19 protein-coding genes and 1 pseudogene are annotated in these 26,098 nt (G+C 59.3%); 13 read left to right on the top strand and 7 right to left on the bottom strand.

Annotation, left to right across the window (positions count from 1 at the left end):
* Window positions 1-243, top strand: a complete 243-nt coding sequence (locus IE111_RS22440; RefSeq protein ID WP_229805487.1) for a hypothetical protein — start codon at window positions 1-3, stop codon at window positions 241-243.
* A 50-nt stretch (window positions 244-293) separates the two neighbouring features.
* Here the strand turns inward: IE111_RS22440 and IE111_RS22445 are convergent, their stop codons facing one another.
* Entirely contained in the window at window positions 294-491 is a 198-nt protein-coding gene (locus IE111_RS22445; protein WP_189613120.1) for a DUF4372 domain-containing protein, read from the bottom strand.
* Between the two features lie 112 nt (window positions 492-603).
* Here IE111_RS22445 and IE111_RS22450 point away from each other — a divergent pair, with 112 nt between their 5' ends.
* The gene (locus IE111_RS22450; protein WP_189613122.1) at window positions 604-1,062 is read left to right on the top strand and encodes a hypothetical protein; all 459 of its coding nucleotides are present in this window, start codon (window positions 604-606) and stop codon (window positions 1,060-1,062) included.
* Between the two features lie 844 nt (window positions 1,063-1,906).
* On the top strand, window positions 1,907-2,782 hold the full coding sequence (gene tnpC, locus IE111_RS22455) for an IS66 family transposase (RefSeq protein WP_194523977.1): 876 nt from the start codon (window positions 1,907-1,909) through the stop codon (window positions 2,780-2,782).
* A gap of 103 nt (window positions 2,783-2,885) precedes the next feature.
* Here tnpC and IE111_RS22460 read toward each other — a convergent pair whose 3' ends face one another.
* The gene (locus IE111_RS22460) at window positions 2,886-3,497 is read right to left on the bottom strand and encodes a hypothetical protein (protein ID WP_189613127.1); all 612 of its coding nucleotides are present in this window, start codon (window positions 3,495-3,497) and stop codon (window positions 2,886-2,888) included.
* A 33-nt stretch (window positions 3,498-3,530) separates the two neighbouring features.
* Window positions 3,531-5,777, bottom strand: coding sequence for a CHASE2 domain-containing protein (locus IE111_RS22465; protein WP_189613129.1), 2,247 nt, complete (start codon window positions 5,775-5,777; stop codon window positions 3,531-3,533).
* 451 nt (window positions 5,778-6,228) lie between these two features.
* Here IE111_RS22465 and IE111_RS22470 point away from each other — a divergent pair, with 451 nt between their 5' ends.
* From IE111_RS22470 to IE111_RS22490, 5 genes are all read left to right on the top strand, one after another.
* Window positions 6,229-6,588, top strand: a complete 360-nt coding sequence (locus IE111_RS22470; protein WP_189613131.1) for a VanZ family protein — start codon at window positions 6,229-6,231, stop codon at window positions 6,586-6,588.
* The gene (locus IE111_RS22475; protein ID WP_189613133.1) at window positions 6,588-7,034 is read left to right on the top strand and encodes a methylglyoxal synthase; all 447 of its coding nucleotides are present in this window, start codon (window positions 6,588-6,590) and stop codon (window positions 7,032-7,034) included. The genes IE111_RS22470 and IE111_RS22475 overlap by 1 nt, the downstream gene beginning before the upstream one ends.
* 30 nt (window positions 7,035-7,064) lie before the next feature.
* Window positions 7,065-7,334: a MoaD/ThiS family protein gene (locus tag IE111_RS22480; RefSeq protein ID WP_189613134.1), complete on the top strand. Its 270-nt coding sequence runs from the start codon at window positions 7,065-7,067 to the stop codon at window positions 7,332-7,334.
* A 4-nt stretch (window positions 7,335-7,338) separates the two neighbouring features.
* Complete coding sequence (locus IE111_RS22485; RefSeq protein ID WP_189613136.1) at window positions 7,339-8,418, top strand: WD40/YVTN/BNR-like repeat-containing protein; 1,080 nt, start codon at window positions 7,339-7,341, stop codon at window positions 8,416-8,418.
* A gap of 109 nt (window positions 8,419-8,527) precedes the next feature.
* Window positions 8,528-9,130, top strand: a complete 603-nt coding sequence (locus IE111_RS22490) for a YitT family protein (protein ID WP_189613138.1) — start codon at window positions 8,528-8,530, stop codon at window positions 9,128-9,130.
* Here IE111_RS22490 and IE111_RS22495 read toward each other — a convergent pair whose 3' ends face one another.
* A complete protein-coding gene (locus tag IE111_RS22495; protein WP_189613140.1) occupies window positions 9,131-10,777 on the bottom strand; it encodes an ABC transporter substrate-binding protein in 1,647 nt (548 codons plus the stop codon).
* A 164-nt stretch (window positions 10,778-10,941) separates the two neighbouring features.
* Window positions 10,942-12,591, bottom strand: coding sequence for an ABC transporter substrate-binding protein (locus IE111_RS22500; protein WP_189613142.1), 1,650 nt, complete (start codon window positions 12,589-12,591; stop codon window positions 10,942-10,944).
* 311 nt (window positions 12,592-12,902) lie between these two features.
* On the opposite strand from IE111_RS22500, the gene IE111_RS22505 reads away from it, so the two are divergent.
* The gene (locus IE111_RS22505) at window positions 12,903-13,934 is read left to right on the top strand and encodes a LacI family DNA-binding transcriptional regulator (RefSeq protein ID WP_189613145.1); all 1,032 of its coding nucleotides are present in this window, start codon (window positions 12,903-12,905) and stop codon (window positions 13,932-13,934) included.
* Here IE111_RS22505 and IE111_RS22510 read toward each other — a convergent pair.
* Window positions 13,921-14,355: a GFA family protein gene (locus IE111_RS22510; RefSeq protein WP_189613147.1), complete on the bottom strand. Its 435-nt coding sequence runs from the start codon at window positions 14,353-14,355 to the stop codon at window positions 13,921-13,923. The two genes, IE111_RS22505 and IE111_RS22510, sit on opposite strands and share 14 nt — an antisense overlap.
* 335 nt (window positions 14,356-14,690) lie before the next feature.
* Between IE111_RS22510 and uvrA (IE111_RS24855) the strand changes: the two are divergent.
* Both uvrA (IE111_RS24855) and uvrA (IE111_RS24860) read left to right on the top strand, forming a co-directional pair.
* Window positions 14,691-17,480 (top strand): annotated as a pseudogene (gene uvrA, locus IE111_RS24855) (excinuclease ABC subunit UvrA); the annotation flags it as partial.
* A gap of 60 nt (window positions 17,481-17,540) precedes the next feature.
* Entirely contained in the window at window positions 17,541-20,270 is a 2,730-nt protein-coding gene (gene uvrA / locus IE111_RS24860) for an excinuclease ABC subunit UvrA (protein WP_444544507.1), read from the top strand.
* 115 nt (window positions 20,271-20,385) lie between these two features.
* On the opposite strand, the gene IE111_RS22520 is transcribed toward uvrA (IE111_RS24860), so the two are convergent.
* The gene (locus IE111_RS22520; protein ID WP_189613151.1) at window positions 20,386-21,243 is read right to left on the bottom strand and encodes a HEPN domain-containing protein; all 858 of its coding nucleotides are present in this window, start codon (window positions 21,241-21,243) and stop codon (window positions 20,386-20,388) included.
* Between the two features lie 575 nt (window positions 21,244-21,818).
* Between IE111_RS22520 and IE111_RS22525 the strand changes: the two genes are divergently transcribed.
* Together IE111_RS22525 and IE111_RS22530 are read left to right on the top strand one after the other, a co-directional pair.
* Window positions 21,819-22,028, top strand: a complete 210-nt coding sequence (locus IE111_RS22525; RefSeq protein ID WP_189613153.1) for a hypothetical protein — start codon at window positions 21,819-21,821, stop codon at window positions 22,026-22,028.
* 51 nt (window positions 22,029-22,079) lie between these two features.
* The gene (locus IE111_RS22530) at window positions 22,080-26,084 is read left to right on the top strand and encodes a contractile injection system protein, VgrG/Pvc8 family (RefSeq protein WP_189613154.1); all 4,005 of its coding nucleotides are present in this window, start codon (window positions 22,080-22,082) and stop codon (window positions 26,082-26,084) included.
* The last annotated feature ends 14 nt before the right edge of the window (window positions 26,085-26,098 follow it).

The raw sequence follows: 26,098 nt of genomic DNA on the forward strand, positions 1-26,098 counted from the left end.
ATGATTCCGAATTTTAGTGTGGACTTTTTTAGTGATGTGCAGTATGAGTACATGACTGCAGAAATTTCGTATAAAGGTCAGATATTGTGCCAAATTAGTCAGGACAAAGGGAGTAGTAATATGGAAATTGAATTTTTTCATGAGCAGCGAATTGTGGGTGAGCAACCAAAAATGAAATTTCCCATTAAGGATTTTATTACGTTAATTGAAGACGTAAAGGGTGAGCTTTCTACATACAGATGAAATCATTTTATTTAATGCTGTTTGAAATTAATTTTTATTCTACGGAGGTCTTAGCTAAATTCCGAGGCGATTAAATCCTGAATCGGGTTTGTGTTGGCTATGTTTTTCAAGTATTTCGATTGGTGCGGATAATGGTCGGGCAGCGAATGGGAGCGCTTGTCTCCGTCGTACTCATCCACGAGCTTTTTGAATTCGGCTTTGGGTAAGAACTTGAGGAGTTGGGCGAATACTGTGCTACGATGGGCCATGCTCGGTTCCTGGCCAATAGGGTCGATGTTGTTTTTGCGAACTCTATTGTACCCCATGCCCACGGGGCCGAGCTCCCCTTCAGATCAGCCGATTTTTAACTGGACAGCAGGGATGATAGATATTGCTAAAGTGATTTTAAACTTTCATAAAATGTTACTTTCTATTGAGAAAGGGCTCTCTAATATAGGGTATTATAAGGGAGGTGATGAGTGGGACGAGTTGTCTGACCAATTGTATTATTATGCTGTTGTGAAGTATGTATATCAAGAATATGGCTTCGATATTGATCGACCGTTCGAATCATGGGAAAGGGTTAAGTACGGGGTGGTAGTGAGAGTAGAGGATGGAAGTTCGATGCTTATCGGTAAGCGGTCCGATCAAACCGAGCCTATAGTTAAGTATGAAAAACTTATTGGTCAAGAAATAGAGTTCTCGTTTGTTGGTTTTGGAAATCCTTCGTATCCCGAAGAAGATGTGGCTGGTTTAGGCTTTGTTTTAGGCTTTAGTTCCAATGCGGAAATAATTTGTGCAGCAATAGATATCTGTTCCTTTTTTGTGAAAGAACCCTAATCTGGGTATATAATGGATCCTGGGAAAGAGGATTTTCTGTTTTCTTCATCCAATCGAATCATTGAGCTCGACTTCGATGGCAATGTTCGACGTACGATTCAAAGCTCCTATGTCAGTACGGACACAAAAGTGTATGCGTCAACAACCGGAGTGTGGTGGTTTGTCAACGATAACTCGATCTTCGCGATACAACCTGACATCATTGAATCTCAGATATCAACGACATGGAGCAGCTTGGAAGGTGGCCAACTGGGTACGCGTTCAATCTGCGTAAGGGATACACAATTCCTGAGTGCAACGCAGGATTCAGACGGCAACGGTCTCACGGACTGTATGGACTACTTAACGTCGCTTTCACTGCCAGCAACTAATGTAGAATACACACCATTAGAGGGGTAAATGCAATGAGTTGCTATTTAAAAGGGATTGTAACTATTCAGTTCAAATTCTTGAAAAAAGAGCTTGACAGGGTTTTTCCCAAAAAACAGACATTTTCGCCCACCCTTGCTGCACCTCCATAATCCAATCAACCAAGCCCCTGTCAGCTTACCTAGGCAACGTTCTCTCGAAGCCCGTCCCCAGGCGGATCCAAAAGAAGAAAACGCCTCAGAATCCCACTCAGAAGGAAAAATTCGTCCTGAAAATTCCATGAGACAATAGAGCCAACCAAGCCACCGACCCAGCCGTCAATGACGTTAGAGAATATCGACATCAACGCCGCTATCGCAGATGCGGAAAAACTGCGGAAAAACTGCGGAAAAACGATAAACAGATTACGCCTCCCGTTCGCGCTGTGATGTCTGTGTTGCTTCTCGTCATCAAACTGCTGATGGCGAAGTCCGGAATGAACAGCCGTAACAGCAGCATTCCACCCTCTCAGGATCAGAACCGGCCGAGAGCCAGAAAATCTTCGGCCAAACGCAAGGCCGGAGGCCAGCCCGGACGCAAGGGCATCACCCTCAGTACCGTCGATAACCCCGATCAGATCGATACGCTCAAGCTGGACCGCCGTACCCTGCCACGCGGTAACTGGCGTGTGGTAGGCCATGAATGCCGTCAGGTTATCGACCTGAAAATCCATCGTCATGTCATCGAGTACCGCGCCCAGATACTGAAAAATGAACACGGGCAGCGTCGTGTCGCCGAGTTCCCGGACGGCGTGACTCGGCCGGTCCAATATGGCTCTACGGTCAAGGCTCATGCCGTCTATCTGTCGATGTTCCAGTTGCTGCCCTATGAGCGGATACAATCCATGTTCACCGACCAGTATGGCATCCCTTTGAGTGCCGGCAGTCTCGTCAACTTCAATCGCGATGCCTGTTCACGCCTGGCTCCCTTCGAAGGGCTGGCCAGGGAATGGTTGACCGCCGAACCCTTGCTTCACGCCGACGAAACCGGGCTCAATGTCGATGGCAAACGCCAATGGCTCCATGTCCTGTCCGCCCCAAAGTGCACCTTGTTCAGTCTGTCGCCGAAGCGCGGCACCGAGGCGATGAACGCCATGGGCGTGCTGCCGGTGTACAAGCGCACGCTGGTGCACGATCATTGGAAACCCTATTACACCTATGCCTGCCTTCATGCGCTGTGCAACGCTCACCATCTGCGTGAACTGACCTACGCCCATGAGGAGGACGGGCAGCGCTGGGCCAAGAACATGCATACGCTGCTGCTGGAACTGCGCGATGCCGTTGAACGGGCGGTGGTGCCTTGCACTCAGTAGGATGGGTGAGGTTTTGCGTAACCCATCAACGTAATTTATCTGCGAGTGAGTCAGCATCTGGTCGAGGTATAAGTGTTCGAAAAGTGAAAAGTTGGCTGCTACATTAAAGCTTTTTATCATGAGTATTGCTTCCGGCCCTTGTACGATCAAAAGCCTTAAGTTTGGGTGAGTTCATCGCACGAATGGTCCAGGCCAGCGCAAAGCCGGCCACAAGCACCAGGTTGCCTGCCCCGAACACCAGCTTGATGCGCGACGCCCAGGTAACCGCCAGCAGGAAACCGTCCGAAGCCGCGTCCGGGAAACGGATGGCCAGGACCAGTCCGACATTTTCGCCGTAATCCGCTATGGTCCCGATCCACGGGAACAGCACCCAGGCGTGCCAGCGACTGCGTTCACTGAACAATCGCCGGGTCAAAAAGGCCAGAGTCAGGCAGAAGAAGGTGGCCAGTGACAACGGAAAAACCAGATCCACCGGAAAGAACCGGGTCGCATAGAATGCGAGTCCTTCCGGCCGGGCGGACGCCAGAAATGTCCGCAGGTCGCTCAGCGTGTAGAAAGGAATGATATCCGGCGCCTGATAGCCGCCGGTGAGTTCGAGCAGTCTCGGAACGATCGCCAGACCGAACAGTGTGTACAGCGCCGCTGTTGCGATAAACGCCGCGAGAATGGTTTTCCAGTTCGATGCCCTCTGATAAAACCGGATCAGTCCGTTCATCAAATCAGCTCCTGGTTTGTGCGCACCGCCGGACTATTTGGATGTGTGCGTATAAGTACCATCCCAGCCTTCCGGTAGGGCCTGAGATCTCAATTCGATAATCCGCTCCAGATAGACCCGATACAGTTTGGGGCGTTTGCTGTGCTTGGCCAGCTGCTCGAAGACTTCCCGGGCCGACTCCCATTCCTGGTTCAGGTAAAACCGGTAGGCGGTTTCCAGGCGCGACAGTTCATCGAACCAGTGATCGTCCACCTCTTCGACGCGGCCCAGCGGTTCGAACACAGCCACCGGTTCCTGTTTGCCTTTCACCCGGATTCGATCCACGGGCCTGAACACCCAGCCGTCGATTCGGGCGCGGGTATCCGGGCCAACCAGTATCTTCACGCCATAAAACTTCGTCAGGCTTTCCAGACGCGAGCCCAGGTTCACGGCATCGCCGAGTACGGTGTAGGCGCGGCGGAAGTTCGAGCCCATGTCGCCGACGTTCATCGGGCCGGTGTTGAGACCGATGCCGACGTCGATGGCGGGGTAGCCGAGTTCGGCCAATTCGGGGTTGAGCCGGTCCAGCGTTTTGATCATCTCGTCCGCCGCTTCCAGCGCGTGCAGGGCATGGTCCGGGTCTTCCAGTGGCGCCCCCCAGAACGCCATAACCATATCGCCGACGTATTTGTCGATGGTGCCCTGGTGGTTGAAGATCACTTCGGTGATCGGCGTGAAGTAGCGGTTGAGCAGGTCTTTCAGTTCGGTCGCCGACAGCGATTCGGAAATGGTGGTGAAGGAGCGGACGTCCGAGAACAGCACCGTCATGTCCCGGTTCTCGCCCTCGAAGCCATAGGCGTCCGGGTCGTTCAGCATATGGTCGATGTGCGCCTTGGGCACATACTGGCCAAAGACGTTGGCGATGTGCTGTTTGTTGCGACGCTCGGAAATAAAGCCTTCGAGCAGGTGCAGGCCACCGAGCGCGAGCGTCAGCAGAATGCTGCTGGCGAGCGGCAGGGCGGCGTTCTGTTCGGCCCAGAAATAGAAATTGATGCTCACCAGGGCGCCGAGCAAAACCCCGGTGGCGGTTACCAGGCCGATCGGCCCGAGACGGCTGGATATGATGGAAAAGACGACGCCCAGCACCAGCAGCAGGGACGCGATGATGGTGTGGGCCGAAACCGGCGTGTAGGGAAAGTCACCGGTCAACAGACCGTTCAACAGGGTGGCGTGCACTTCGACCCCCGGGAACTGGGGCCCGACCGGGGTGCTGCGCAGGTCGGACAGACCAATGGCCGAGGTGCCGACGAAGACCAGTCCATTTTCGAAGCGGGCGGGGTCGATCCGGCCTTCAAGGACATCGGTGGCGGAGATATAGGGAAACTGCCCCTGGGGCCCGAGGTAGGGCACCAGCACCCGCCCGGCGTCGTCGGTGCGGATGAACTGGTCGGCGAACTGAATGCCCTCGATAACGTCGATGGCGCTGTTGAAGCGGGCCGTCTTCAGCTCGATGGCGTCAAGAAAGTAGTAGGCCATGCCGGTGGCCAGAGCCAGCGACGGGTAAAGGTCTCCTTCGAAACGGGTGACCAGGGGGACGCTGCGCAAGGTGCCGTCCCCGTCGATCTTGGGCGCGATGGAGCCGGCGGTGATGGCCGCTTCCTGCAGGATCGGGACGCTGGCGGTGTAGCCGTTGGCGTGGACGACACGCAGGCGCTTGTCCTGTTCCGGCGTCAACGAGAGAATCGGCTGCGGCAACTGCCCGACGCGAATGCCGGGGTCGTCCTGAAACAGCAAGGGCATGACGACGTCTATGCAGCAAAAGCTGTCGGCCAGAATACGGTCGAATTCGGTGGCCGGAACAAACTCTTCCATGGCGTCGGCCAGGTTATGCTGACCGTTTTGGCGGGCGCGTTGTTGCAGGTCCCGGGTCGGGTTGGGTTGCGGCTCGGTCATCATGATGTCGAAGGCGACGACGACGGCGCCGGCTTCGGTCAGCGCCTGGGTGAGGGCGGCGAGTTTGTCCCGGGGCCAGGGCCAGCGGCCCACGGTGTTGAGGCTGCGTTCGTCGATGTCGACGATCAGGATGTTGGCATCGGCCCGCTCAAAGCGTTGTTCTTCGTGCAGCAGGTTGAAGCGCCAGTCGTACAACAGATAGTCGAGCCGCTTGATGACGGAGCTCTGGTCGCCCCGGGCGTAGTAAAGGTGGTAGCCGGCCAGCGACAGTGTGATCAACAGGCCGATGATCAAGGCGCTCCAGCGCAGGGCGTTACGGAACAGGAAATGTGCGGGTTTGGATCGCATCGACAGCGTTACAACGATGGAGGTCTTGGCAGCATAGCCCGTAGGTCGGATTAGCCGCAAGGCGTAATCCGACGATTGCATTGGAGTGAGGATGCTATTCCGGCTCGGACCGTAGGGTGGGCACCGCCCACCAATGGAAGGATAAATCGCATCGGAAATGTTCCACTGCCCCGGTAATCGAATGGGTGGCTGTGGATTCAGTCGCTGGTTCGTTGTCCTCCCTAGGCTAGCCCGTAGGGTGGGCACCGCCCACCAATGGAAGGAATATTTGCCTCGGTAACGCGCCACTGTCTCGTGTAATCGAAGGGGGCTGTGGATTCAGTCCCTGGTTCGTTGTTCTCCCCTGGTGGGCAGTGCCCACCCTACGAATGAAAATCCCCCTCACAAGCTTGGGCACTCTCCAGCTGAACGCGGTACCATTTCAATCAATCCCCAAAAAAACAAGGACCCGATGTTGAAAAAGCGATTCGTCATTCGACTACTTTTCTGGATAGCGTTGATCAGCGTCACCGTGCTGTCGCTGATCCCGGTCGATCACCCGGACATGGCGCCGAACGATAAACTGAATCATCTACTGGCCTGGGGCGCACTGAGCGTGCTCGCCGGGCTCGGTTGGCGGTACCAGAACTGGTTGTTCTCGGTGTTGCTGGGCTACAGCTTCTTGATCGAGCTGCTGCAGGGTATGACGGGCTACCGGATGTTCAGCCTGGCCGATGGCTTCGCCAATGCCCTGGGCATTGGCCTGGCGATCATCGGGGTGCGTCTGTGGTATAAAGTCGAGGCACGTTTGGATAAGTCCCGAGGATATTGATGAGCGAAAAGCAACGCAGTGTCGCCCTGGTGGCGCACGACAACAAGAAGCAGGAGCTGGTGGCCTGGGCGAAGGAGAATCAGTCTCTGTTCGAAACGCTGGGCATCTATGCGACCGGGACGACCGGCAAGTTGATCGAGAAGGGCTTGAACCGGTCGGTGAACAAGCTGTTGAGCGGCCCGCTGGGCGGTGACCAGCAGATTGGGGCGAAGATCGCGGAGGGTCATATCGATCTGCTGATTTTCTTTTGGGACCCACTGGAGCCGCAGCCGCACGATCCGGACATCAAGGCACTGCTGCGCATTGCGGCGCTGTACAACATTCCGGTGGCCTGCAACCGCGCCAGCGCCGATTACATGATCCAGTCGCCGTTGTTGCATGGCGAATATCGGCCCGCGAAGCCGGATTTTTCGATCTACACTCAGCGCATCACACCGGCCGGCTAACAGGGGCGTACCCATCCCCGGGGAGGCAGCATGGTTGAGGTCAGTTTTACCCAGAATCTGCAGCGGCATGTGGAATGCCATGCGTTGCAGGTGGCCGACGGGACGCTGGCCGAGGTGCTGGAGCGGGTGTTCGAGGTGTACCCGGCGCTGAAGGATTACGTACTGACCGAGCAGGGCGAGCTGCGCAAGCATGTGATGCTCGCCATCGATCAGCAGTTGGTTCAAGGGGCCCTGCCGGCGCGGCAGCGGCTGAATTCAGGCAGTCGCTTGCATGTGATGCAAGCGCTATCGGGAGGGTGATGCCATGAACAGGGTGCTGTTGTCGACACGCAAGGGGCTGGTTGAGTTGTCCGGTCGCGATGGTGGTCTGCACTATGACAAGACGCATTTTATCGGCGATCCGGTGTCGGTGACGGCGACGGATGCCGAGGGCCGCTGGTGGGCGGCGCTGAATCTCGGCCATTTCGGGACCAAGCTGCACCGCTCCGAAGACCGGGGGCGGACCTGGCGGGAAATCGCCGTGCCCGCCTATCCGGAAAAACCCGAGGATCCGGACGACCCCAATACCTGGACGCTGCAACAGATCTGGTGTCTGGAGGTCGATCCCAAGGTGCCGGGTCGGCTCTGGGCCGGCACCATACCGGGCGGATTGTTCCGCTCCGACGACTACGGCGACAGCTGGGTGCTGAACGAGGCGCTCTGGTCGGTGCCGGAACGCAAGGGCTGGTTCGGCGGCGGTTACGATCAGCCGGGCATCCATTCCGTGGCCATTCACCCGCAGGACTCGAACCATCTGACGGTGGGCGTGAGTTGCGGCGGAGTCTGGAAAAGCCACGACGGTGGCGACAGTTGGACGCTGGTGGGCGAAGGGCTGCGCGCAGCCTTCATGCCGGAGGATATGCAGTTCAACAAGGCGATCCAGGACGTGCACCGTCTGGTGGTCTCGCCGACAGACCCGAACCGTGTCTGGGTGCAGCATCACAACGGCGTTTTCGTCTCCAGCGACGGCGCGGAGACCTTCACCGAACTCGAACCCGAACCCAGTGCCTTTGGTTTCGCCGTGGCCGTGCACCCGACCGACCCGGACCGGGCCTGGTTCGTGCCCGGCAAGAAGGACGAATTCCGCTATCCGGTGGACCTGGCCATGCTGGTGAACCGTACCAACGACGCCGGCAAGCGCTTCACCGCTCAACGCGAGGGGCTGCCGCAAGAGGCCTGTTTCGACCTGGTCTATCGCCATGGGCTGGCGGTGGACGATACCGGCGATCGCCTGGTCATGGGGTCGACCACCGGCAATGTCTGGTTCAGCGATGATGGCGGGTCGAGGTGGCAATCGGTGAGCACCCACATGCCACCGATCTACGCGGTGGCCTTCGCAGAGTGATTGACACCCCGGCATGATATCTTGCCACAGCTTTGATCCGGAGCACTTTCCTTTGCGGGCGGCGCTGTTAAGATGCGCCGCCCTTTAGCAGTAGCGGGAGCCCGTTCCGTTGAAACAGAAAAGCACCCATTCCATTCCCGAAGACCTGTTCGCCCTGTTGACCGGGGCCTTGTTCGTGTCCTTCGGCCTGTTGTTGTTCAAGGATCAGGGGTTTTTGACCGGTGGCACGGCCGGGTTGGCGCTGATCATCACGAAAGTCAGCGATTTCTCCTTTGGCCAGGTTTTCTTCGTCATCAACCTGCCATTCTATTGGCTGGCTATCCGGCGAATGGGGTGGCGGTTCACGATCAACACCTTCATTTCGGTCGCCTCGGTCTCGGTATTGGCCGACAACCTGCACCGGGTGATTTCCCTGGGCCCGGTCCATCCGGTATTCGCCGCCATCATGGGCGGCTTTATGATCGGCACCGGCATGCTGATCCTGTTTCGGCATGTCTCCAGCCTGGGCGGGGTCGGCATCCTTGCCCTCTATCTACAGGATCGCTTCAAGCTCAGCGCCGGCCGGGTGCAGATGGGTGTGGACGTGGCCATTGTCTGCATCGGCTTCTTCCTGGTGCCGCTGGTCGTGTTGGCGTTGTCCGTGCTGGGCGCCCTGGCGCTGAACCTGGTGATCGCCCTGAATCACAAGCCCGGCCGCTACCAGATCACCTGATCAGCGCGGGCGCAGATTCAGCACGTGGATCAGGCGCTCGGGGATCCCCTGATACACCATGGGGCGAATGTAAGGGTTGTCCTCGTCGACCCAGCCGGTGAACTCCGCATCGTTGTACTGATACCAGATCGGGTTGGCGAACAGGCTGATCACCGGCAGCGTTTCCGCCACCCGGGTCTGGATGCGGGTGAGGATGCGCTGTTGCTCCTCCGCGTCCGTGGTCAGGGCGAAGTCGTCCAGCCAGGTTTCGATGTCCCGGTCGCGGTGCATGTGCATGGCCTGGTTGGTCAGGGTGCCGGGGGTCATGTCGTCCGGATTGAACATTTCCGAATAGGTCCGCCAGGGCGTTAGTCCGGTGTTGACCCACATGATGTAGATGTCGAATTCGCCGGTCGGTATGCGTTCGAACCAGGCCTGCTCGTCCATGCTGTCCACCGTCGCCTTGATGCCGATGTCACGCAGGTTGGTGGCGATGGTGAACAGGCTGTTGACCCAGTCGGTCCAGCCGGAGGGCACCGCCAGAGTCAGCTCGATGGGGGTACCATCGCTCAATTCCCGGTAGCCGTCGCCATCGCGGTCCAGATAGCCGGCCTTATCTAGTCGGTCGCGGGCGGCTTCCGGGTCGTAGTCCATCAGATCCCGGTAGGGCGCGAGTGCGTTGTCGTCGTACCAGTGTTGGTACAGCGGTCCGGTGCCGACCGGATAACGCGTTTTCGACGTGAGTCCGAAGGTATCGCGTTGGCGCAGTGTGTCGCGATCGATGGCCTGGCTGATGGCCCGGCGCACCTCGACATTGTCCAGTGGCGCGCGTTGGGTATTCAGCTGCAGGTTGACGTTGGGACCGGGCGCGACCCAGTAGCGGTTGTGTTCGCTGTGTTGTCCGTACGTGTCCTCCGGATCCCGGATGCCTTCACCCATCCAGTGGATCTTGCCGCGCCGTGCGGCGGCCCACAGCGTTTCATTGCCGCTGAAGTGGGGGAATTTCAGACAATCGACCGCCGGTTTGTCCGGAACGTAATAGTGCGGGTTTCGGCACAGTTTGAAGTGGGTGACATTGAAGGCGTCCACTTCGGTGAAAGGGCCGGTACCGACGGGATTCAGGTTCGCGAAGTCGTTCGGATCCCCGACCTTGGAGAAGATATGGCGCGGCAGCGGATAGAGCCGGCCGATGTGCTGATGCGCCAGTGCATTGGGACGCGCCAGATGGAAACGGACCGTCAGATTGTCGATTACCTCGACGTCGCGGACCAGGCCGGTTCCGGTGTCCGGATCATACAGGCTCAGGTTGATGGGGTAGTCCGGGTGTTGCCGCGCATAGTCCACGGTGAAGGCGACGTCCTCGGCTGTGAACGGTGTCCCGTCCGACCAGCTGACGCTGGCGCGCAATTGGTAGGTGACCGACGTCAGGTCGGGGCTGATCGACACATCCCGGGCCAGGCGGGGGTAGTGGTTGTTCGGGTCCCAGACGTTGAACACCCAGAGCGGTTCGTAGACGAAATCCTGAGCGTAGAACACGCCGTTGGTCGCATCGAAGGGGTTGAAGTTGCGATCGAAACTGTTGGTGTGACTGGGTACCAGAACCAGATCAGTGGCCTGGAGCGTGCCGAACAGGAGCGTCACGAGGACACCGGGAAGCCATTTGTTCATGTGCAAGCCTCATTGATTTTATTGTTGAGAAAGCGCTTACATTTTTATTGCTTTCAATGAAAGCGCTTACATATTAGTCTGGATGTGACAGGCTTTGCAATAACGTTGAGTAAAAAGTGATCAGAAGGAGCGGCGGGACTGCCACTCCGAGGAGGTGGGATGGTCTAACGCGGGCGCAGATTCAGGACATGGATCAGCCGTTCGGGAACGCCCCGATGCACCATGGGGCGCACAAAGGGATCGCTTTCGGTCACCCAGCCGGTGAATCGTTCGTCGTTGTACTGGTACCAGCTTGGATTGGCGAACAGAGTGATCACCGGCAGGGTCTCGGCGACCCGGGTCTGAATACGCGTCATGATGCGCTGGCGTTCCGCGTCATCCGTCATCAGGGCGAAATCGTGCAGCCAGTCTTCGATGTCCTTGTCCCGATACATGTGCATGGCCTGGCTGTCCAGGTTGCCGGGCTTCATCTTGTCCGGATTGAACAGGTCCGAATAGGTGCGCCAGGGGCTCAGGCCGGGATTGGTCCACATGATGTAGATGTCATAGTTGCCGGTCGGTATGCGTTCGTACCAGGCCTGTTCGTCCATGCTCTCCACTCGGGCGTTCAGGCCGATCGAGCGAAGGTTGGCGGCAACAGTGAACAGGCTGTTCACCCAGTCGGTCCAGCCCGAGGGCACGGCCAGGCCCAGTTGAATGGGGGTGCCGTCCGGTTGTTCCCGGTAGCCGTCGCCGTCCCGGTCGAGATAGCCCGCACCGTCTAGTAGCGCACGCGCGGCCTCGACATCCTGTTGCATCAAATAGCGAAACGGCGCCAAGGCCGTCTCATCGTACCAGCTCTGGTACAACGGGCCGGTACCGACCGGATAGGGGCTCGCGCTGGTCAGGCCGAAGGTATCCTCGGTCAACAGGGTCTCGCGATCGATCGCCAGGCTGATGGCCTTGCGAACGGCCACGTCGTCGAGTGGTGGTCGTGTCGTGTTCAATTGCAGGTTGGTGTTGGAGCCCGGTGCCATCCAGTACCGGTTGTGTGGAGTGTGCTCGCCAAAGGCACCAACCGGGTCCCGGACGCCTTCACCCATCCAGTCGATCATGCCGCGCCGGGCCGCGGCCCAGAGGGATTCGTTACCGCTGTAATGCGGATACTTCAGGCAGTCCACCGCCGGTCTGTCCGCTTCGTAGTAGTGCGGATTGCGGCACACCTTGAAGTAGCTGGTGTTGAAACGGTCGACTTCGGTGAATGGGCCGGTGCCCACCGGGTGAGTATTGGCGAAGGCTACCGGGTCGTCGATCCGGCTGAAGATATGGCGCGGCAACGGATACAGCCGGCCGATGTGCTGGTGGGCGAGCGCGTTGGCTCGGGCCAGCTCGAATTCGACGGTCAGGTTGTCCACCACACGGGCACTCTTGACCAGGCCGGTGCCCGTCTCGGGATCGTGGATGTCGAGGTTGATCGGATAGTCCGGATGACGGCGGGCATAGTCGACGGTGAACACGACATCCTCGGCGGTGAAGGGGGTGCCATCGGACCAATACACGCCGCTGCGCAGTGTGTAGGTCAACCGCGTCAGCCCCTCGCTTTGATGCACGGCCTTGGCCAGACGAGGGTAGTGACGGTCGGGATGCCAGACATTGAAGACCCAGAGCGGTTCGTAAATGAAATCCTGGGCGTAGAAGGAGCCGATGGCGGAATCGAACGGATTGAAATTGCGTTCAAAGCCGTTGGTATGGCTGGGTACCAGAACCAGATCCCGGCTTTGACCTCCCAGGGCCAGAGTCGGAATCAGGAGCGTAAGCCAGAGTATGTGTCGCATGGGGTTACCTCGGTGGCGGTTTCTTCTTGTTTAACTGTAACCGGTTACAGTTAACTGTGACCCATGCCCGATGTTTTTTCAAGCGTACGGACTCGGATGGTGGTTTTTAGGAACGAAAAGGCATGAGCGAGGCAGTTGATAGTCGTTGATTGCGAGGTGTTTCGATATTTCGGCGAGAAAAGTGCTATGCTTTCTGTAATCGCTTACAGTAATGCCCGGGCCGGCGATCCGGAAAGGCTGATTCGCAACCGCCTTTGGTGTACTGTAGTCGGTTGCCGCTTTGTAACACTGCCAATGAGGACAACGGGCGAATGGCCACCATACGGGAAGTTTCCAAGCACGCCGGCGTATCGGTCGCGACCGTCAGTCGGGTCGTGAACGGCAATAAATGGGTCTCCGAAGCCACCCGACTGCGGGTGCTTGAATCCATGGAAGAGCTCGGTTACGAGCCGAACTCCTTCGCCCGCAGCCTGGCCACGAATCGAAGCAACACCATCGGCATGGTGGTCGGGGATTTGTCCGGTCCCTTCTTCGGGCCCATGATGCAGCGCGCCGAGCAGGTGATTCGCGATGCCGGCAAGCATCTGATCATCACCAGCGGCCACTCGACGCTCGAAGAGGAGCGCGATGCCGTTCAGTTCCTGCTCAAGCGCCGGTGCGACGCCCTCATCCTGCACCTCGACCTGATGCCGGACGAGGAAATCATCGAGTTGTGCGACAAATCCCCACTGCCGATCATCCTGGTCAACCGCCTGATCCCGGAGCTGGCCGACCGTTGCGTATCACTCGACAACGAAGCCGGCGGCTACCTGGCCACCCGTCATCTGCTCGATCTGGGCCATACCCGCATCGCGCACATCACCGGCCCCCTGTACAAATCCGACGCCCGGGACCGCCTGGCCGGTTACCGCCGCGCGCTGGAAACGGCGGGGGTTCCGTACGATGAGAGCCTGGTGGTGGAATCCGACTACCTGGAATCCGGCGGTGCCCAGGCGCTCGACCGGCTCAAGCGCCGCGAGGCCGAGTTTACGGCCGTTGTCGGCGGCAACGACCTGATGGCCATCGGTGTAATCAATGCCCTGCGCCAGCAAGGCGTTCGTGTACCGGAGCAGTGCAGTGTGGTCGGCTACGACGACGTGGTGATGTCCGCGTACTTCGTGCCGGCCCTGACCACAGTGCGCGTGCCCGTGGACGACTTCGGAGCCGATGCCGCCCGCCTGGCTCTGAAACTCTGCGAAGGCGCCAGCGACACCGCCCAACTGCGGTTCCAGCCGGAACTGGTAGAGCGCCAATCCACCCTGGCGAAAGGCGAAGTCATGGCCGAGAACCTCAGTCTCGTTTAGTCGTTCCCGCGATTTTAACCTTGCTAAAGTCCGGCCATTCCTCATATCCGTCCAGATCATCGCTGGGTCGATCCCAATCGGCTCTGTGACCCAGGAAGATATGTGCCTTCGGGCCTTGTCGGATATCGGTATCCACCGACCCCAGGCGAACCCGCAGATGTTCCGCTCCCTCGACCCGATTGAACAGGGGCGAGCCGCACCGGCTGCAAAAATGCCTCACCTTGCCGGGCGAGGACTCGTAGGTGCCCAGCAAGGCTTCCCCGGTGGTCAGTCGAAAGGCGTCGACCGGCACGGCGATGTTGGCGCCGAAAGCCGACCCGCTCGCCTTGCGGCAACTGCGGCAGTGGCAGTACACGAAGTCGCCCTCGAACCGATCGAACTCAAAGCGGATATCGCCGCACAGGCAGGATCCCTGGTACATCAACTATCTCCCCTGGTGGGTATATTAGAACTCAAGTTTCGGAGTTCGCCGCTCTGACTAGCGGCGGATGCCGGGGATACCCCTGTGGGGTAGTCCGCAGCAGGGATGCTGCGGTCTAGGCTCCATGGATGGATATACGCCGACCCCACAGGGGTATCCCCGGCAGCCGGCGCGGGCCACTGCCTCACTGCCAGCTCGAACTCCGAAACGTAACTGTCGAAGTGTACGGCTCTGCCCCCGGCAAGCCTACCCGAATCCAATTCTTCGTCTTGGTCGTACCCCCTGCCTCCTTTATAGTGTCTCGCCCCCGAACCCTCTGACTCGATGGTGACCTCATGCCCCATGAAAGCCTCCGCATTCGCGGCGCGCGCCAGAACAACCTCCAGAACCTGGACCTGGACATTCCGCTCGGAGAGTTGGTGGTGGTCACCGGGGTGAGCGGTTCGGGCAAGTCGACGCTGGCGTTCGACACCGTCTACGCCGAAGGGCAGCGCCGCTATGTCGAAACCTTCTCGGCCTACGCCCGCCAGTTTCTGGACCGGATGGATAAACCCGCCGTCGACAGCATCGACGGCATCCCGCCGGCCATCGCCATCGAGCAAAGCAACACGGTGCGCACCTCCCGCTCCACCGTGGGCACGATGACCGAGCTGAACGACTACCTCAAACTGCTCTTTGCCCGGTTGGCGCACCTGTACTGTCGCGGCTGCGGGCGAGAAGTGGTCAAGGATACCTCGCAAAGCGTTGTGGAGACGCTCTACAGCGACTGGCCCGCCGGGCAACGGCTGATGGTGTGCATGCCCCTGCATGTGCCGGAACGACTGAGCGACGACGAGGTGATGCAACTGCTGGCCCAGCAGGGGTACGCCCGCATTCACCGGCGCGAGGGCGACCGGGTGGAAGTGGTGCAGGACCGGCTCAAACTGAGCGGAGACAACCGTGGCCGGCTGACCGAAGCGGTCGAGACCGCGCTGCACTACGGCAAGGGTCATGTGTTGGTGTATCCGCTGAGTGATGCGCGCGAAGCCGGGTCGGTGGAGCGTTTTTCCAGCCACCATCATTGCGCGCATTGCGACATCGACTACCCGGAGCCGAACCCCAGTCAGTTCTCATTCAACTCGCCCATCGGTGCCTGTGACAGTTGCCGGGGCTTCGGCCGCATCATCGGCGTTGACTACGGGCTGGTGATTCCCGATGAACGGAAAAGCCTGAAAGAGGGCGCCATCAAACCGATTCAGACGCCCGCTTACGCGGAAGTGCAGCGCGATTTGCTCCGTTACGCCAAACGGCGCGGCATTCCCGTGACGACCCCCTGGGCCGAGCTCAGCGACGACCAGCAAGCCTGGGTGATCGAAGGCGAAGGCGATTGGGACCGGGGCGTCTGGTACGGGTTGCAGGAATTTTTCAATTGGCTGGAGAGCAAGGCCTACAAGATGCACATCCGGGTGCTGCTCTCCAAATACCGGGCCTATACCCCGTGCCCGAGTTGCGATGGGGCGCGTTTGAAACCCGCCTCCCTGTGGTGGCGAGTCGGCTCTGTTGAAGCCGCCGAGCAGGCCCTGGCGGGCAGGACGCGTTTTGTCCCGGCGGGCACCGAATTGGCGGACAGCACGTTTCAGAAATTGCCGGGTCTGAACATCGCGGACGTGATGCAACTGCCGCTGGTGCGGTGCGCTAACTTCTTCGAGGAACTGACCCGCACCGATACCGACGAACCCACCCAACTGCTGTTGACGGAGATTCGTGCGCGCCTGGGCTATTTGTGCGAAGTGGGGTTGGATTACCTGACGCTGGACCGTCAGTCGCGCACCCTGAGTGGCGGCGAGGTGCAGCGCATCAACCTGACCACGGCTCTTGGCACTTCCCTGGTGAACACCCTGTTTGTGCTGGACGAGCCCAGCACCGGCCTGCATCCGCGCGACCTGCAGCGGCTGGTCCGGGTGCTGCACCGGCTGCGCGATGCCGGCAATTCACTGCTGGTGGTCGAGCACGACCCCGAGGTGATCCGCGCGGCCGACCGCATTCTCGACATTGGCCCCGGCCCCGGCAAAGCCGGAGGAAACATCGAGTTTTTCGGCACCCCCAAGGCGCTGTTCCGGCGAAAGAACAACCTCACGGCCCGCTATCTCACGGGGCGTGACCAGGTCAAAGCCCCGCCCGCCGACGCCCTCACACCGACGGACGCGGCTGTTACCGTATTCGGCGCCGCCGAACACAACCTGAAGCGCATCGATGTGCGCATTCCGCTGGGGCGCCTGGTGTGTCTGACCGGTGTCAGCGGCTCCGGCAAATCCACGCTGATGCGTCAGATCCTGTACCCGGCCATTCTCAAGCATCACGGCGAACAGACCGAAGCGCCGGGCGCCCATGAGCGCATCGAAGGGCTCGACCACATCGACCGGGTGGTGATGGTGGACCAGAGCGCCATCGGCAAAACCACCCGTTCCACACCGGCGACTTATGTCGGCGCCTACGATGCACTGCGCAAACTGTTTGTCGCCACACCCTTGGCGAAAGAGCGGGGGTATACCCCGGGCACTTTCAGTTTCAACTCCGGCCAGGGTCGTTGCCCGACCTGCCAGGGCAACGGTTTCGAGCATGTGGAGATGCAGTTTTTAAGCGACGTCTATCTGCGCTGCCCGGACTGCGATGGCAAGCGCTTCCGCGACGAGATCCTCGAAGTGAAGCTGCTGCAGACGACGGACGAGGGCAACCGGGCTCTGTCGATCGCCGATGTGCTGTCTCTGACGGTCGCCGAGGCGCTGGACAGTTTCCACGACCAGCCCGAGGTGCGACGCAGCCTGCAGCCGCTGGCGGACGTCGGCCTGGACTATGTGCAACTGGGGCAGGCCGTGCCGACCCTGAGTGGCGGCGAGGCGCAACGGCTGAAGCTGGCCGGGCATCTGGCGCAAGCATCGGCGAAGAGCGGACGCAAAGCCAAAAACAAAGACAAAACCAACGGCCACATTCTCTTCCTGTTCGACGAACCCACCACCGGCCTGCATTTCGCCGATATCGCGACCCTGATGGGGGCGTTCCGTCAGCTCCAGGCCGCCGGCCATTCGCTGGTGGTGATCGAACACAACCTGGACGTGATCCGCAGTGCGGACTGGGTGATCGACATCGGCCCGGAAGGCGGTGACGCCGGTGGGGAACTCCTGGCCGAAGGCACGCCACAGCAGGTGATGGCACATTCTCACAGCCACACGGCCGAGGCGTTGCGAGACTATGAACAGTCGCTGTCGGCAGGGGGCACGGGTGTCGCGGACGTCGCCGCCAGCTACGCAACCAAAGCGCGCCGCGACAACGTCATCCGCGTGCATCACGCCCGCGAACACAACCTGAAGAACATCGATGTCACCATCCCGCGCGACAAGCTCACGGTGATCTCCGGTGTCAGTGGCAGCGGCAAAAGCACCCTGGCGTTCGACCTGATTTTCGGCGAAGGCCAGCGCCGCTATCTGGAGTCGCTGAACGCCTACGCGCGCCAGTTCGTGCAGCCGTCGGCGCGGCCGGATGTGGACGCCATCTACGGCATTCCCCCGGCCGTGGCCATCGAGCAGCGCACCAGTCGCGGTGGCCGCAAGAGCACCCTGGCGACCCTGACCGAAATTTACCATTACCTGCGCCTGCTCTACGTCAAGCTCGGCACCCAATACTGCCCGGACTGCGACGTGCCCATCGAACCGCAGACGCCGGCTGCCATTCGGGCGCGCATCCAGAAAGATTTTCGCGGTCGCCCGGTCACCCTGCTGGCGCCCATGGTGGTGGCGCGCAAAGGCATTTACCGCGAGCTGGCTGAATGGGCCGCCGGGCGCGGCTACAGCCACCTGCGGGTCGATGGCGTTTTTCAGCCGACCGACGACTGGCCCAAACTGGACCGTTACCGGGAGCACGACATCGAACTGCCTTTACTCGATATTACGGTCTCCCCCGAGACCGAACGCGAGCTGGCCGAGGGGCTGGAGCAGGCGCTCGGGCTGGGCAATGGCCTGGTCATCGTCGCACCCGGCAAGGCCGGTAAAGCTCGCGGCAAAAACGAGCGGCTGTTCTCCACCCAGCGCGCCTGCCCGAGCTGCGGCACCGGTTTCGACGAGCTGGACCCGCGTTTGTTCTCCTACAACTCCAAACACGGCTGGTGCGGCACCTGCTACGGCACCAGTCAATTGATCCAGGGCTTCGACGACGAACAAACCGGCGAAGAAAATACCTGGCAACCCGAGGATGACAGCGCGGTGGACAGCACCTGCCCCGACTGCCAGGGTCAGCGACTGAACCCTACGGCCCGGGCGGTGCGCTTTCGCGACCGATCCATCGCCGAACTGGCGGCGCTGCCCGTCGATCAGGCCGAAACCTGGTTCGGCAAGCTCCGCCTAAAACCGCGCGAAGAGGTCATCGCCCGCGACCTGCTGACCGAGATGCACAGCCGCCTGCGTTTTCTGCAAAAGGTCGGTCTCGACTACCTGAGCCTCGACCGCGCCGCCCCCACCTTGAGCGGCGGCGAAGCTCAGCGGATTCGTCTGGCGGCGCAACTGGGGTCCAGCCTGCAAGGGGTGTGCTACGTGCTGGACGAGCCGACCATCGGCCTGCACACCCGCGACAACCGCAAACTGATCGAGACGCTGCGCGAGTTGCAACAGCAGGGCAATACTGTGGTCGTGGTCGAACACGATGAAGACACCATCCGCGAAGCCGACCACCTGATCGACATGGGCCCGCGCGCCGGTGTCGAGGGCGGGGAAGTCGTCGCCCACGGCAGCCTCAAGAAAGTCCTCTCGAGCAAACAGTCCCTTACCGGCCGGATGCTCTCGCAACCGCTGCGCCACCCCATGCCGGACTTGCGCAACGCCGAGATGCGCGCCCTGTGGGACAAGGAGAGCCTGCGTATCGAAGGAGCGCATCAACACAACCTGCGCCACATCGATGTTGATATCCCGCTGCGCCAACTGGTCGGCATCACCGGCGTCAGCGGAAGCGGTAAGAGTACCCTGGTGCGGAGCGTGCTCTATCCCAACCTGAAGCAGGCGTTGGCGAACCAGGGCCGGAAAGGTCGTCGTAAAACCCAGTGGCAGGGCGCCGAGCGGATCGACGGCTGGGAGTCGGTCGATCGCATTCTCGAGGTCGATCAGACCCCGATCGGTAAGACCCCCCGGTCCTGCCCGGCGACCTACATCGGTATTTGGGACAGCATCCGCAAGCTCTTCGCCGGCACCGTCGACGCTCGCCTGCGCGGCTACACCCCGGCGCGGTTTTCGTTCAACGCCGGCGACGGCCGTTGCGACGCCTGCGGTGGCCAGGGCGAACAGAAAATCGAAATGAACTTCCTGCCCGACGTGCGCGTGCCCTGCGACGTTTGCCACGGCTGGCGCTTTAACGACGAGACCCTGAGCGTGACCTACAAGGGCAAACACATCGGCGAAGTGCTGGCCATGAACATCGATGAAGCCGCCGACTTCTTCGCGCCGGTCAACAAGGTGCATCACGCCCTGCGCCTGCTGCAGGACGTCGGCCTCGGCTACCTCACGCTTGGCCAGCAAAGCCCGACCCTGAGCGGCGGCGAAGCCCAGCGCATCAAACTCGTCGCCGAACTCGCCAAAGCCCGCATGACCCCGGAAGACGCCCGGGGTCGAGGTCCGCAGCACAACCTCTACGTGCTCGACGAACCTACGGTCGGCCTGCACATGGCCGACGTGGAAAAACTGCTGCGCGTGTTGCACCGGCTGGTGGACGCCGGCAATACCGTGCTGGTGATCGAGCACAACCTGGACGTGATTGCCGAAGCCGACTGGGTGATCGACATGGGTCCGGAAGGCGGCCAGCACGGCGGCCGGGTGATTGCCCAGGGAACACCGACGACGCTGACCAAGCGTAAGCGCTCGCACACCGGCCGGTATTTAAAGGATGTGTTGGGTTGAGAATATTTTGTGAGAGAGTAGGGGGAGGGAGTGCCGAGTGTGATTTTGTAAGAGCTAAAAACGTCGCGTTGCACCAGCCAGCCTGGTGCAATAAATCGTTTATTCGTTCTGGGTATTATCGGTAACTTTCAATTTTTTCCCGGCACAGTGTTTCAGTGAGGTCTTTTAACAGAGTCACACGCTCAGCCAACCACTCCAGCTGTTCTTTTGTGATGGAATAACTGGGTTTATAGCGTGCGTCAACATACGCTTTGCGCAACAACTTGAAACAGTCTTTTTCTTCTTTCGTGGCTTTGGGAAATATCGACAAGAATTTGGGTTCAATACTGCCAACCCGCTGACCAAGCGATTCAAGGTCATGAGTGCTGGGTTTGTAACGGGTGAAGACCAACAAAGCCGTACCATACAGGCTTTCAGTTATTTGGTGTAACTGAAATGCGGCTTCATTGTACGATTGTTGAGACATGCAAAACTCATAGAGACCAAATAGCCGAACCGCTTTGTTGAACCAGTAGTTGAAGTCCTCTTCCGCTAAATTCTTTCTTTCCTTGGGCGTAATTTCAACGGGCTCCGCCAGCTCAAATCTGCCTGAATCAAACAGCAGAATACCTTCTCGCAGGATATCTATATAAAAATATTGACTTTTCCTTAACCGACGATTGATAAACTGGATATCTTCCGCGATCAAGCTGATGGGTGTTCTATGAATGGCTTTGGCCAAACGCCGGGACAGGGCATTGTTTTGCTCGATTCTCTCAGCCTGGCGGGATGTTTCCGTAACCACCAGAAGATCAAAATCACTCTGGTAACGGTACTGGAGGGTTTCCGGGTCCAGATCTTCCACCCAGTCACCCCGTGCGTAGCTACCAAACAGAATAAGCATATCGAGATCGATGTCTTCACGGATGATCTCGATAGCTCGTTGTAATTCCTGCTGTTTCTGCTCGGGCAGATGGTCGAGTGATGCTTTCATAGGGCCATTATAGTGGCTGTCCGCGTAGATTTATAGCGCCAGTTCGCCACATGGACGCCTGAAAAATTCCGTCTTCCAGACTGGTCAGCGCCGTAGAGAACCCCACCAGTGTAAAGATATTCGGCCCTAAACCACATGACCGGCATTCTGAAACACACCAATGGCCCGAAAAGTCAGATACCCATTATTCAGCTGAGAGACTACCAAAATGAGTGGGGGATAATGAGCGCACTCTCAGCACCCCCCCTGGAACGTGGTGCTCTGGATTTCCGGGGGGATTACATGTGAATGCAGAGCCGCTATCGACTGGATTGTAGACCTCAAGAGCTTACTGCGGTAGTTGTTAACCCAGTTTGCTTTCAGCGATTTTCACTTTTGTGATTGATTCAACATACAGCGATTAACAAATTCGCTAACGTCCCGCTTCGACGCCCCGGCTGTAACACAGGCGCTTTTCATCACCGTTCATCTCATAAAGGACGGCCGGGCAGGGATCCGCCACTCGTACTTTCCCTCGCTCGCCCATTCGTCACCCGGGCCGAGGCGGATCGGCTCAAGGAAGAAGGAGAAACACCATGACGCTATCCATCGCAGGGAACAACAAAGCGATGCGCGAAGTCGACCTCTCGGACGTGAGCCGGTATTGCCTGCCCCTATCTGACTTACCCGTTGATACCTTTCTGGTCAAAACGGTCGACTTGCACGAGTGGACCTTTCATCAGGACTTTTCTATTGAATTGAAAGTCCTGTCGGGACATCACGTAGGAGTCGGCCACCGACATTGATTGCACCATAGGCGACAACTGATGCACCCCGAATTCAAGGAATAGCGACTCATGGAAACCAAAGCATCCCTGTTGCGCACCGAGATCGACGTTCGGTTCGCCAGCCTGAACGGCCTGAGCATCAAAGCCCGAAGCCTGGAAGGTTCGGAAATGATCAACCGGCCCACCCGACTGGACGTCAATCTACATACGCAATACGCCAACGACCTGCCCGTTACCCCGGGCGAACTGTTAGACCAGCCAATTCAAGTTATCATCGATGGCCCCGGCCTGGTTCAGCCGCGAAGGATTCATCTCAGCCTGATGGCAGCGGACGAGAGCTGGACCGGCGACGCCTACCATCTGAATCTCACGCTCGCCAGCAAATTGGAGCGGGGCAGCCGACTGGGACAGACCCGCTTGTTCATGGGCATGACTCGTGAACAGGTGGTGTGGCAACTGATGTCGGAAATGGGCTACGACCGGTTCGAAGTGGACCTCGCGCTCGATCCCGTTTCCGCCTTCGAAGGCCCCTTCCTTCAGGTTCAGGATGAGACCACCCTCGAGTGCTTCCAACGTCTGCTGGCTGAAGTGGGCGCCAACTACTGGTTCGAAGACCGGGACCCGGAACAGAACCATGAACTGTTGGTCATCCGCAACGACACCCAGATCAGCCCCTACCTGCCGTTCATTGAATGGGGCCAAACCGTCTCCGGCCTCTCCCCGGACCAGCAGCTCAACCGGATCACCGCCGCCTACCAACGCTGGTCGGACCAGCCCCACATCGCCGGGCGCAGCGTTCAGGGCACAACACCAGGCGCCATCAGCCGCGAAGACGCCGACTACCGCAGCTTTACGCCGCCGCGTCCGCGTCCCGAGGCCGAACAACGGGCCCTGTTCGAGCAACAGTACTTCGACCAGCAGCGCTACTTCATCACCCTGCACGGCCATCAACCCCTGCTGAGTGCCGGTCACAGCGTTGCTTTCGATGCCGGTCAATTGCCCAATGAGTGCCCGTCGGGCGAGTATCGGATGATTCAGGTGGTCCACAATGCCGAACCCGCTGCCGGTGAGGGCAACGCCCCGGGCGTGCAATACCGCAACACCGCCGTGGTTATCCCCCGGGCGACACCGCCCCGGCCGAAGGTGAAAGCACAGCCGCCGCTGCCGCATCTGTTCCCGGCGCGCATCGAAAGCCGGTACGACCACGCCGAACTGGCCGCCGATGGCCGGTATTATTTCCGGGCGGATTTTGACCGGAGTGCCCAGGGCAAAGGCCAGGCCAGCCCCCCGACAAGCCGGCTGACCCCTTATGCCAGCCCAGGCACCGATGACACAGAAGAGATCGGCTGGCATTTCCCGTTGCTCGACCAAAGCCGAGCCCTGGTCACCTTCCTGGACGACGACCCGGCGCGACCGATGATCGTCGGTTTTGTGCCGGGCCAGAGTCAGTTCGGCCCAGTGACCAACAGGAACGCCACTCAAAGCCGCATCGTCACCCCCGGCCTGAACGAGTTGACCTTCGATGACACCCGCAAGGCCGCGTGCATCGCCCTGCACACCTTCGACCGTCAGGTGCGTCTGGAACTGAACGCACAGGACGCCGAACCCTATGTGCACCTCATGGCCATCTACGGCGGCGTCAACCTCTATGCCGACCTGAACCTGATGATCGAGGCCGAAGCGCAACTGGAAGAACGCATCGGCGCCGACCGGACCCAGACCGTCAAGAACACCAGCCGGACCACCACCGAAGAAGGCTCGATCAACCACCAGGCGGAAACCGATCAAACCCACACCGCACAGGTCAACCTGTCGCAAAGCGCGGGCGAAGACTTCAGCCTCTGGGTCCAGAAACAGAACCTGTCGATCCTGACCAATACCGGCATGGACACCTCCGTGACCAACGGCAACCTGCAACTGCAGGTCCAGGCCGGCGCGGCCATCCACCAGGTGAACGGCAACATCACCGTTCAAGGCAACGGCAACGGCGACATCCTGCTGAAGCAGGGCGACGGTGGCGTGAAGATCGACCCCAGCGGCAACATCAAGCTGTTCGGCAAAAAGGTGACACTGAACGGGCAGAGCGGGGTGGTGTTCGACGGTGAGGTGCAGTATGAGACCGGGGCGGGGAATGAGCCGGAGAGCGTATCTCTACTCCACGCCGACCTGATCAAGGAAGCGGCCCTGATCAAGCTGGACCCCTTTGTCGCGAAGGACTCGGAACCCAGAGTCTATGAACGTCCTACCGAAGAGCCGGAACAGTCACCGGAACCCACTGTCGACATTGTCACCGCCGTGGACGGGCAAGCGTTCCACCTGTCAGACCGAAATCCGCCCGGCGACCCCATCTCGCCACAGTTCTTCGATGTGACCGTCCGGAATGGCGAAACCCCGGAAATGATAGCGTGGCGATACCTGGGGATTCGCAATGCGCGGCGTATTTACTATTACAACGAAGGCTATTCCAAACAGAACCCACCGAAACCGGGTGACACACTCAAACTGCCCAAGGGGTGGGCCCTTGATGTGGAAATCCGCTCGGCCAATGTCCACGCTGTGACCGTTGAACTGGTGGGTGACCGACCGTCGCAGCAACGCATTGATGTCGGCGATCAACGGGTACAGTTTCCGCTAAAGGCGGGACGCTACCAATTGATCGCCAGCGCAGAACAGGCCGAAGCGAGAGCCGAATTCGAAGTCACCGAAGAACAGCTCAACCTCGAATGGCTGGATTTTCAGGCCCTCTATAACGACACCTGGCAAACGCCTCTGCCTCTGTTCGGCGTTAACGTCCCCACCGATGGCGCCTTGGTGACCGAGCCACACGATGTACCGGTGGATGAACCCGCCCGACAGGCCAGCCACCTCTTCGAGCAATTACCCAACGGAGAGCTCAGTGTTGAAATACCGGTTGAAGACGGGCTGGAAGCTGAAATCGACAGCCTGCGCAACTCCTTGGTACTGACCCTGGATGGCGCTTATCGGGCAACGGTAGCGGACATGGTGGGCTTTCAGCGGCGTTGGGATACCTACGGTTATGCGGCCATCGCATTGGACGGCCATCATGGTTCGATGGAAGGCGGCACCTCCTGGGTCAAGGACCAGGCCACTCTGTTCGAAGTGGAGACCTGGAAGAACCTCGGTGACAAAATAGCCGAAGGTACGAGCAAGGCGCTGGACATGACCGCCGACTATGCCGTGGAACGCTACCGGGACATCGTGCAATCGGCCAATGACGCCTCCGACTGGGTGGATGAACACAGCGACGACCTGCACAACTGGAATTGGTGGCAAACCCAGTCCAGAAAAACGCTGCAAGAGGCGCGGGAAGCCGGATCCGCGCTGGTTGACGACGTTCAGGCCGGCCTGGACGACGCCGTGGAATTCTTGGGCGAAAGCCGCGAGACCCTGGAGAAAATGTACCGATATCGGGAAGACATCCTGACCCTGCCGGACCTCATCGCCACAGGCGATGTCGACGCTATCGAACACTTTATCGACACCGTGTTGATGGACATCGACCCGGAACTGGCCGCCGCCGTAAAAGACAACCCCAACTACACCCTGGCCCTGGCGCTCATCGCCGACCATGACGCCGCTCTGACCTACGTCATGTACCTGAGCTTGATTTTCGAAGCGGTGCCACCGAACTTCTACGCCTACATCGCCGGTAAAGGCGGTGCTTACCTGGCGTTGGAACTGCTGGTACTGGCGCTGACGAGCCTGCTGACTCTCGGGGTGGGCACGGCGGCCCGGTTGACCATGATCGCTGCGCGGCTGTCGGCCCGCAGCGCCCAACTGGCAAGAGCCGGCCAGAAAATCGAGCGAGCCCAGCAAGCAATGAATGCCTTTATTAAAACCATTGAGGACATCGTGGACAGCCTGACCACAATGGAACGGCTGGGCGGCAAACTGGTTAAGGCCCGAAACTCCGGCCTGGTATTAAAAGCGAGACCGAACACACGCCTGGAGCACAGAAAAGACACCACTCGACGGGAGCAGCGCTGCCGACTGTGCCAAAAAACGGATCACACCACGCCACGCAGCTTACGGGGCGTCGTGGTAGCGAAATAGGTTACCAGGAGATA

Origin of the sequence: Saccharospirillum salsuginis (assembly GCF_014651855.1) — a bacterium.
Lineage (GTDB): Bacteria > Pseudomonadota > Gammaproteobacteria > Pseudomonadales > Natronospirillaceae > Saccharospirillum > Saccharospirillum salsuginis.

Coding starts and splice junctions, on each gene's coding strand:
- IE111_RS22440 (WP_229805487.1), top strand. CDS start 1: ATGATTCCGAATTTTAGTGTGGACTTTTTTAGTGATGTGCAGTATGAG.
- IE111_RS22465 (WP_189613129.1), bottom strand. CDS start 5,777: ATGCGATCCAAACCCGCACATTTCCTGTTCCGTAACGCCCTGCGCTGG.
- IE111_RS22460 (WP_189613127.1), bottom strand. CDS start 3,497: ATGAACGGACTGATCCGGTTTTATCAGAGGGCATCGAACTGGAAAACC.
- tnpC (WP_194523977.1), top strand. CDS start 1,907: ATGAACAGCCGTAACAGCAGCATTCCACCCTCTCAGGATCAGAACCGG.
- IE111_RS22475 (WP_189613133.1), top strand. CDS start 6,588: ATGAGCGAAAAGCAACGCAGTGTCGCCCTGGTGGCGCACGACAACAAG.
- IE111_RS22495 (WP_189613140.1), bottom strand. CDS start 10,777: ATGAACAAATGGCTTCCCGGTGTCCTCGTGACGCTCCTGTTCGGCACG.
- IE111_RS22520 (WP_189613151.1), bottom strand. CDS start 21,243: ATGAAAGCATCACTCGACCATCTGCCCGAGCAGAAACAGCAGGAATTA.
- IE111_RS22500 (WP_189613142.1), bottom strand. CDS start 12,591: ATGCGACACATACTCTGGCTTACGCTCCTGATTCCGACTCTGGCCCTG.
- IE111_RS22525 (WP_189613153.1), top strand. CDS start 21,819: ATGACGCTATCCATCGCAGGGAACAACAAAGCGATGCGCGAAGTCGAC.
- IE111_RS22505 (WP_189613145.1), top strand. CDS start 12,903: ATGGCCACCATACGGGAAGTTTCCAAGCACGCCGGCGTATCGGTCGCG.
- IE111_RS22485 (WP_189613136.1), top strand. CDS start 7,339: ATGAACAGGGTGCTGTTGTCGACACGCAAGGGGCTGGTTGAGTTGTCC.
- IE111_RS22530 (WP_189613154.1), top strand. CDS start 22,080: ATGGAAACCAAAGCATCCCTGTTGCGCACCGAGATCGACGTTCGGTTC.
- IE111_RS22470 (WP_189613131.1), top strand. CDS start 6,229: ATGTTGAAAAAGCGATTCGTCATTCGACTACTTTTCTGGATAGCGTTG.
- uvrA (WP_444544507.1), top strand. CDS start 17,541: ATGGCACATTCTCACAGCCACACGGCCGAGGCGTTGCGAGACTATGAA.
- IE111_RS22480 (WP_189613134.1), top strand. CDS start 7,065: ATGGTTGAGGTCAGTTTTACCCAGAATCTGCAGCGGCATGTGGAATGC.
- IE111_RS22445 (WP_189613120.1), bottom strand. CDS start 491: ATGGCCCATCGTAGCACAGTATTCGCCCAACTCCTCAAGTTCTTACCC.
- IE111_RS22450 (WP_189613122.1), top strand. CDS start 604: ATGATAGATATTGCTAAAGTGATTTTAAACTTTCATAAAATGTTACTT.
- IE111_RS22510 (WP_189613147.1), bottom strand. CDS start 14,355: ATGTACCAGGGATCCTGCCTGTGCGGCGATATCCGCTTTGAGTTCGAT.